Origin of the sequence: Acinetobacter sp. AR2-3, from assembly GCF_001878775.1 — a bacterium.
Lineage (GTDB): Bacteria > Pseudomonadota > Gammaproteobacteria > Pseudomonadales > Moraxellaceae > Acinetobacter > Acinetobacter lwoffii_D.
This window is the reverse complement of sequence record NZ_MJIQ01000071.1, coordinates 1-8,792: the sequence shown is the minus strand read 5'-3', so window position 1 is coordinate 8,792 and position 8,792 is coordinate 1. Positions and strand designations below refer to the sequence as shown.

Genomic DNA, 8,792 nt, shown 5'->3' with positions numbered 1-8,792 from the left:
AATTGCTTCTTGATATAGATCGTGAGCTGTGTAGTCTTCACGCTCCAAAAAGCGATTTACACTGTCATGCGAGATATTATAAGTCTCGGCAAGTTGTGTGCAGCTAATAGAGTTTGGTTCTGTCATGAGAAAGCCCATATAAATGGGTAATGTACAAGTTGCTGTAGAAGCATGTTTAGTTCGTCTGATCACAGATACGTTATAAAGTAGTTTGAGACTTTTTTAAATCCGTCAATGCGTAAGTCCTATAGTCTATAAATACTTTTTTTAAAGGAAAGAGCATCACCTCAAATTTCTATTTGCAATAGTGTCATTTCAAGATAATTTCACTCTATAAAGATTTCGCCACATTCTCCAGCCATTGAGTGCCAGAAGAATAAAAATAAAATAAAGCACGGCGGTTAAATACAATGACTTATAGCTATACATGCCGACATAAATCACATCTAACACACACCATAATCCCCAGCTTTCAATATATTTTTTTGCCGCCCAATAACTTGCCACCAAGCTAAAAGAAGCCAACATGGAATCCAACCAAGGGAGTGATGCTGTGGTGAAATGAGCAAATAAGGCGCCAATCACCAGACCGGCGACAATACCCACAATCAGGCTATATACCCAGATTTTTTTATTCAAATAGCCAATCTGCACGGTGATAGCCTGGTCATGATTTTTCTTCGACCAGCTATACCAGCCATACAGTTGCATCAAGATAAATACGGCTTGTAATGCTGCGTCTGCAAATAAATTGACACGATAAAAAATAATCATATATAAAAATACAGCGACAATATTCACCAACCAGCAGACTTTATATTGTTTGGAGGTCAGCCAGACACCTAAAACGTTTAAAATGAACGCTGCAATTTCTATATTTTCCATAGCAATATAACCTGATTAAGCAGCCAATTTAGAAGTTCAGATTGAATGACAAGGTTGCTGTACGCGGCGAACCCAAGAATAAATAATCATCACCCAAAAATTCACCTGCATCACGCCAGTATTTCTTGTTGAACAGATTATTAATATTCAAGCGCAGCAATGCATCGGTCGTATTTAGCTTAAATTGATAAGCAGCGCCTAAATCAACCACACTATAACCTGCGACTTTCGCAGTGCCCTCTTTGTTGGCATATTTGCTTGAACTGTATTGGCTACCTGCCAGAACAGTGAAACCTTCGATGCCCGGTACGTTATAGCGAAGATGCGTTGCGAAACGAACTTCTGGCACGTTTTGCGCTTGATGATTGCCATATTCAACCGCTTCAACATTTTCTAAACGGGCTTTGGTCCATGTGAATGATGAGGTTAATGCCAAATCATCCGTTAATGCACCATTGATTCCCAACTCTAGACCACGACTATGCTGCTCGCCTTCTTGTACAAACATAAAGCCTGTGTCAGTTGATTTGCTATATTGATTGTCTTGGCGTAAATCAAATATCGAGGCAGTAAATAAAAACTGCTTGATCTGTTGTTTTAGACCAATTTCATATTGCTCTGAATAGATCGGCACTAGAGTTTCAGCAGCATTATCTGCAAACCAAGGCGCTGTCTTTCCATCTGACAAACCTTTCGCATAAGCGGCATACAGAGTCGTTGACTCTACTGGACTATAACTCACTGCAAACTGTGGTAAAAATTTGCCTAAATCGGTATCGCGTACCTTTACCTGATCTTCGTCATAAGCTTGTTCATCCAGCTCGATCCATTTTCCACCAACCAAAGTGCTCCAGTGTTCATTCCATTCGATACGGTCTAAGGCTGTGAATGCGGTTTGTTTACTTTTAAGCGCTTGATAATTTTGTCCAGCATTCGTTGTTGCTGGAACAAAATCCATGGTTTCTGTATAAATATTACCTACACCAATCCATTCATTGACACCAACAAAACGATCTCGCGATTTATTGGTTTGCGTAATATCAAAATTTAGATAATGTTGCGCCCAGTTGGTATCAATCACCCCATCCAATTTGACTTTAAATTGATTGGTCTTAAAGGTGTCATCTGGATTTTGATAGTCGTAAATATCGTAATGACCATTTGCATCAAAGGTGTTGCCTAAGCCATTATATTCACATACCGTGGCATAACATCCCCAAGCAAATGTCGAATAATCATCAACCTTGGATTTACTGTGCGCTGCAACAAGTCCCAAGTTCCAGTCATCATTCAAGGCATAGCTATATTTTAAACCGCTATTCAGACTATCGATCGTGACCGGTTTGCCCCAGCTCTGATAACCAAGCAATCGATCCCATTTCACATTTTCTGGGACTTTGCCATCGAGTAATTGATAACCTGGTACTGATCGTTGTTCTGAACGCTGTGCTTCAAGATCAAATTCCAATTTAGATTGCTCAGATGTTTTCCAATCTAAGGCCAATGCCGCTAAATAGCGTTCACCATCCACATGATCGACATAAGACTCCATCTGTTCATTCACCAGATTGATGCGATATCCGAATTGTTGCTCATCACCCAAAAAACCACCGACATCAGTTGCAACAGAAAACTGTCCATGCTGATCGGCAGAGAATGTCAGGGCCTGGATATCTTTAGGTCGCTTGGTGACATAATTGACCACACCACCCGGGGTCGACATACCACTTTGAATCGCGGAAATGCCTTTTAAAATTTCCACGCGTTCTTTGTTTTCAAGTGCAATGTTTTGTTCACCACGAATCACATTGCCATTAATGAGGTAACTAGATGCCAAATCGAGTGCAAAACCACGTGAGACAAAGTTTGGATAATAACCAATTGCAGCATAGCCATCACCGATGGCTGCATCATTTTTTACAACATCGGTCAGCACACGAGCATGTTGTTCAGCAATAAGACCTGCAGTCAAGATAGAGACCGATGCAGGTATTTTTTGCAGACTGTCCGTAGAAAATCCCTCAACATTCACTTTGGCACTCGAGTAAGGGGTGCTTTGATCAGCTGTGATGACAATCGTGTCAAGCTGTCGAACATCGTCTTCAGCATAAGTCAGCGGGGCTAAACAAAGCTGCGACAGAATGATCATATTTAAAGATCGAGTTAATACATTCTGTTTGAGTTGACGATTGTTCATACGAAACCTTATGTCTTTGAAATGGGTGATGATGCTGGATTTAGGGAGAGCAACTAAGAAGAGTGCAATTCGTGTTGAATGAGCCGGGTTAAAGTCTGGATAAATTGTTGACCTTGTTCGCCAAAGAACCAGTCCACATGACCGATAATCCAGTCGTAATAAGCCGCATCTGCATGGTTTAGGTTGTGCGTAATACCAACAAAATACTCCAGCTCTGAAAAAGCGAAATCCAAATGCACGATTTTCAGTAGTTCTGGCAGAATACTAAAATCTTCTTGTGGATGTGCTTCGGAAAAATAAGCGTGTAGAAAGGCGGTTAAACCAGCTTCATCAATCTGAGTATGTGGGTTCTGCTCTAATTCCAACCAATCAATGAAATTACGTTCAATCGTCACAGCCAGATCATAAAGTGCAGAGTTTCGGTCAGATAAACCAAAATCAATTACGGCAGTAATTTCAGCTTTGGCATCCGGCGCTGACCAAAACAGATTAGAAGCGTGTAAATCGTTATGGGTCCAAATTTTGCTTGCCTGTTGCAATACAGGCTGAATACGCTGGTGAACCTGTAAGATTCGATCTAAAAAGTAAGAATCTAAATTTTTATCGGCAAAATAACGGCTTAATTCTGAACTGTTTGCAATGCGCTGTTGAATGGCTGTAATGATATTTTCACTGTCTAAAAGCTGCTGATTGGAAACCAAATAAGATGCTGATCTGCCCTGCTGTTCGGGAAAATCCTGCATCGCCAGATGTAGTCTGGCTAGTAAAGCTCCTGCCTTGGCGGCATGTTCAGCATAGAAAAAAGGTTTCCAGGATTGCTGATCTGCATACAGATCTAAACCGGCTGCTTTTGCATAGACTTCATAGGTCCAGTCACCTAGCTCTAAAGCGGTCAGACCTTGATTTGATCTAATCAATGCTGCAACAGGAATTTCCTTGCAGGCTAAATGTTGAAGAACGGCATGCTCCTGTAAAATATCGCGGGCACGACGAAAGGAACAATGGCTGCGCTTAATCAAATACTGATGCGCGACTGCTTCATCCCTGCTCACAAAATCCTGCTCCACCTTGACCAGCGCCGCAGATGAAAATGGCCGGGGACTACACCACAAAATCTGAAAATGACCTTGTAAACAGGAATAGTGCTGCTGCAGGCTTTGTAATTCTGGATCAGAAATATGTGCCCAGTCTTTATTTTCCCAGGCATTGCCCATACCATGACCTAAATCATCGGTAACTATGGTCATCATCAATATTCCTGAGTCAGATCATCATGTGGTAATGGAAAATCATCGTTTAGGCGAACATGCAAACAGTATTTTTAAATACATTTAATATTTAAAGTACGTCCTAAAATTAAGTGGTACATACCAGTATTAAATTGGAGGCAAGTTTAGCCTTATAAATATAAAAATAAAATAGATCTCTCGCATAAATCAAAAAATGATCTTCTTTTGGGTTAATATTCGAACTACAGATTTCTTAGCATTCGCGCATAATCTATGGATGAAATATATCGATTCAAACAAGCTTTCTGATCCTCAGTTCAAGCGATAACATAGTTTTAAAATGCACCGTAATTCATTTTCATGACTTCACTAAGTAGCTCTTTAAATCCATGTTCATCAGCAGAAAATTCTACCAGTGATTCATTGTTCAGATCAGTAACACATGCCATGGTCGAAATGACCTGTACACTATGAGCGTTGAATTCGCCCAGGTATATTTTGTTGAATTACGTTTTTTTTATTAAGATATTTAAGGGAAAATTCTCACGGAAAAAATGTTTTTTATCACTGAACCATATACAAGTAGCTAAATTATCCTGCAATTTTTCAACCATCATTGGATGACTACCGTAAACTAGGTAAACAATATCACCAATATAGATATTATTCATCTTTAGTCAGCCAAGCATAAGATCAAAATTCTGAAACTTCTGATAAATAAATTAATGCCATCAATTGAGGACTTTTTTTAAACTGAGAAAGCGTTTATAAAGTCCAATTAAGTCCTTGTCCCATTTCATAAATAATGAATATTAATGCAATTACCATTAGTGAAATCACAATGGCTTCGACCTTAGTGAGCATCTTAAATTCTCCACCTTTCATCTTTTATATAATAAACAAAGTGAACAATAAATAACAATAAGGTTACAAAAAAATTACTGGATGTTACAAAGATAGGGCTGGTAAAGAAAAATCTCTCAGAGGAGGTGCTAATTCTTTTCAAACTTAACCTTATGTACTGGGCGATGTCCTATATAAGACTCATGACCTACTGCGATCATATCAACACCACCTTCTTCTTCTAAACTTAATAAGAAAGTATGGACACCCTGCATGTCATTTAACTCAATATTATTGCTGATCCATTTCATCGTACCTGGTTCCATATTGTTTATTTCTTCTTGGATTTTATTGTAGGGGGGATTACCGCAGTTGACCATTTGCTATGCTCTTTTTATAATTTGCCATTAAATTATTTCGCTATAAAAGATTTTTAAGAAAATCGGTCTGTATTTGGCCAATTAACGCTACAAAAAAAACTCATCCGATAAGTATTCTTACCTAAACCCAAGGTTCTATAACTTGGATCCTGAATATCTTACATACGCAGACATAGCTCATACATCGGAATTTAAACTTAGCCTCTACACTGAAATTAAGTTTTAGAAACATAGAGGAAATTCAGATGGAAAAGTATTCAAAGATTCTAATCCTGAGCTTATTTGGATTTACTGGAACAGTAGCTATTGCAGATGAATCCATTCCAATAGAAGCAACTGCCGCCGCCGAAGCACAACAGGTTGCTTTAGATTATGGAAATGAGAAAGACAAAAAATCTGAATCATCTGAAAGCCCTTAATTAAAGGAATGCCGGTCAGTTAAGAAATTGACTGGCATTTTCTTGGGTATTTCTGTGGTGTCCCTTTCATAACTCGTGGGCAACTCCTCACTCCCTCTCAGGCAAAACATATCTCTTAGATTTTTCCAGTAAACTTTCTAAATGTTTAGGTAAATTACCTGCGGAGTCTAAAGAGTCGAATCTTAATATATTCAGAATGCCAATAGATGCAATATGAAAGCTGGTTCTCAAAGGACTGACTTTTGCACGTTGAGCCATATGTTTCATTGTCTTCTTAGAATATTATAGGCAATACCCCCCATAATTCTTGATAAACTAAATCAGGTTGCTTGCTCCTCAAATGCTTGCCCTCCTGTAAATCACTTTTGATTTCTCGGTAACACATTTTTATTTCCCAGCGCTGAGCATAAAGCTTCGCCAAGCCTATCAGTGGATATGTCTTTGGGTCCATTAATAAAGTGATATAACGTCTAATTTTCCCTGCCTGCTTAACCTCAATCAAACGCGCTTCCCAATACCCTGTTGCCATTAGAGGCCAAAAGCCGCTGTAAACTGGATCCTGAACTAAAAATCTATAATCAGGAAATCAATAAAGAAGAATAGAAATTAAGTATGGATTGGCAGTCTAAAAACTTTCAAAATGCTTTCAGAACGTTATCGCAATAGAGCTAAAAGCCCCCCTTTTGAGATTCAATCTAGTTGCTGGAATTTATAATTTGCAACTGAGTAAGAATGATTTATGAAGGCGGTCTAATGCTAATCTAAGAAAATAAAAAAAATCCTAAAACCATTTAACTTCTTAGGATTTGAATGGGCAGGATATAAATATAAGCTTATGCGTGAATATCTAGGGTCATTTCAATTTTGTCCTGTGACCAGATTTCGATGTCATATTCAATCACTAGATCATCTGATTTTGAAATACGTTCAATATAAGTGGCAGTTTGACTTAAAGGAATACCCAAGTGCTGGCTCTCAAAATGAGACACACCGGTATTTTTAATTTTTAACTGGCTACTCGTGTAATCGTATTCAAAGTGATTTTTAATGACATCTTGGACCGAAGTAATCACATCATAATTCAGCACATCTGCAAACAGCGCAACAGGTAGATAATTATATTCTAGGAGTACCGGTACATCATCAGCATAACGTAAACGGATAATTTCAATAAAGCCGAGTCTTCTAGTGGCTTCACTAAAAACATCACTGTGATCAAATCGCTCCAGCTGCCTGGTCGAGATCAGTTCTGTTCTGGCATTAAAACCCTGTGCCTTCATATAAGAACTAAAATTTTCAATTGAGTTTGGATAGTATTGAATTTTTTTATTACTCACAAACCAGCCGAGATTTTGCCGTTTGAAAATTTTATCTTCGGCACGAAGCTGTTCATAGGCCTTACGCACTGTTTCCCTTGAACAGTCAAACTTTAATGCCAAGTACCGTTCCGATGGAATCATTTGATTAGAACTGTAATTTTTCAATTCAGCCTCAATCAAATCTCTGATTTCCATATACTTCATTCAGTGAATCCAGTGAGTGCTCATAAGTGATAAAGATAGTACTAAATTAAAGAACAGAGGAAAATTGAAAACAAGGTACAGATCAGTAAAAAGATGCATTCCCTTGTCTTAATGAGAATCTTTACCAGCATGATTGATACCTGATTCTGAGAGAATATCGTTTCAATCCCCACTTTTACAATCAATGCAAAATGTAATGATATCTCCCTACATTTCTGATTTTATTTCTTCATGCATTATCGACTAAGACAAATTTAAAGATAAGGTTATGTTTAAAGCTATTGAGGATTTAAAGAAAAAACTAGATCAACGTCGCCCTCTCTCCGTCAATTGTCAAAAATTTACAAGATGATCTTATTGTCCGTTGAACCTATCATTCGAATGCAATTGAAGGAAATATACTCTTTCTTTTAAAAACTAAAGTAGTGTTAGAAGGCATTAAGAGAACACTTCGAAGTGATCAACCATAGAAATGCAATTTACTATGTTGAAGATATCATTCGAAAAAAAAGAGCCGTTTTCTGAATGGCAGATTCGTAATATCCATCAGCTCATTCTAAAAAACATTGATGATGACAATGCTGGACGCTATCGCCAGCAAAATATATTGATCTCGGGTGCTACGTCTACCCTGCCTGATTACACTTTATTAAACGACAAGATGGCTCAATTAATCGACTGGTATAATAATGACGCACACAAATTTCATCCTATCGAACGTGCAGCCAAAGTACACGCTGATTTTGTTGGTATTCATCCATTCATTGATGGCAATGGCCGTACATCACGTCTTTTAATGAATTTAGAATTACTAAAAGCTGGTTATCCACCTTGTGTCATCACTGTAGAAAATCGACTGGCTTACTATGAAGCTCTTGATCAATGGATGACTTATGGAAAAACTGAAGCGTTTATCCAATTAATTTCGGATGCTGTATTAGAAGGGTTTAAACCTTATCAGGTCATTTTAGGACTATAGTTATTTTATTCAAATGTCACTGAATGAAGAAATGGAGAGTTATTTTTACTCTCCATTTGTCTTAAATATGATGCCAGTAAACGATGCTTCTCAGCCTTTATCATCTATGAGAACACAATTTCAGGCAACCGAATCACTTAATGCACTAGATCTCTTGCGAAAGTCGTTATTGCAAGTTCATCCGGTTTACCAGTGCAGCGATTAAGTTAATGCGTAAACCGAATCTTTTCCGTCTATTTCGATAGCGTTCACTTAGTATTCTAAATCTTTTCAATTGACTGTTAATATGTTCGATTACAACTCGTATTTTTCCAATCATTTTATTGTAATTTTTCTC

At 37.9% G+C, this 8,792-nt stretch carries 7 protein-coding genes and 3 pseudogenes; 2 read left to right on the top strand and 8 right to left on the bottom strand.

The genetic code is table 11. The features are described from left to right. From BFN00_RS15845 to BFN00_RS15990, 5 genes and pseudogenes are all read right to left on the bottom strand, one after another. Positions 1 to 192 (bottom strand): annotated as a pseudogene (locus BFN00_RS15845) (IS701 family transposase); the annotation flags it as partial. 123 nt (positions 193 to 315) lie between these two features. Continuing rightward, positions 316 to 885 carry a nicotinamide riboside transporter PnuC gene (gene pnuC, locus BFN00_RS13225; protein WP_004281962.1) on the bottom strand — a complete coding sequence of 190 codons (570 nt, stop codon included), beginning with the start codon at positions 883 to 885 and terminating at the stop codon, positions 316 to 318. 28 nt (positions 886 to 913) lie between these two features. After that, positions 914 to 3,082, bottom strand: a complete 2,169-nt coding sequence (locus BFN00_RS13220) for a TonB-dependent siderophore receptor (protein WP_071852090.1) — start codon at positions 3,080 to 3,082, stop codon at positions 914 to 916. A gap of 53 nt (positions 3,083 to 3,135) precedes the next feature. Further along, positions 3,136 to 4,329 (bottom strand): phosphotransferase enzyme family protein, encoded by a 1,194-nt coding sequence (locus tag BFN00_RS13215; RefSeq protein ID WP_071852091.1) that lies wholly within the window; start codon positions 4,327 to 4,329, stop codon positions 3,136 to 3,138. A 974-nt stretch (positions 4,330 to 5,303) separates the two neighbouring features. Beyond that, on the bottom strand, positions 5,304 to 5,480 hold the full coding sequence (locus tag BFN00_RS15990) for a hypothetical protein (protein WP_171260806.1): 177 nt from the start codon (positions 5,478 to 5,480) through the stop codon (positions 5,304 to 5,306). 299 nt (positions 5,481 to 5,779) lie between these two features. On the opposite strand from BFN00_RS15990, the gene BFN00_RS15985 reads away from it, so the two are divergent. Beyond that, positions 5,780 to 5,953: a hypothetical protein gene (locus BFN00_RS15985; protein ID WP_004281965.1), complete on the top strand. Its 174-nt coding sequence runs from the start codon at positions 5,780 to 5,782 to the stop codon at positions 5,951 to 5,953. Between the two features lie 19 nt (positions 5,954 to 5,972). Here the strand turns inward: BFN00_RS15985 and BFN00_RS16310 are convergent. Both BFN00_RS16310 and BFN00_RS13195 read right to left on the bottom strand, forming a co-directional pair. Continuing rightward, positions 5,973 to 6,470: pseudogene (locus tag BFN00_RS16310) on the bottom strand (IS4 family transposase); the annotation flags it as partial. Positions 6,471 to 6,786: 316 nt separating this feature from the next. Then, the gene (locus BFN00_RS13195) at positions 6,787 to 7,476 is read right to left on the bottom strand and encodes a GntR family transcriptional regulator (protein ID WP_071852088.1); all 690 of its coding nucleotides are present in this window, start codon (positions 7,474 to 7,476) and stop codon (positions 6,787 to 6,789) included. Positions 7,477 to 7,744: 268 nt separating this feature from the next. Between BFN00_RS13195 and BFN00_RS13190 the strand changes: the two are divergent. Beyond that, positions 7,745 to 8,455: pseudogene (locus BFN00_RS13190) on the top strand (Fic family protein). Positions 8,456 to 8,621: 166 nt separating this feature from the next. Here the strand turns inward: BFN00_RS13190 and BFN00_RS13185 are convergent. Next, on the bottom strand, positions 8,622 to 8,792 hold a 171-nt coding region (locus BFN00_RS13185; protein WP_071852087.1), incomplete at its 5' end, for a transposase family protein.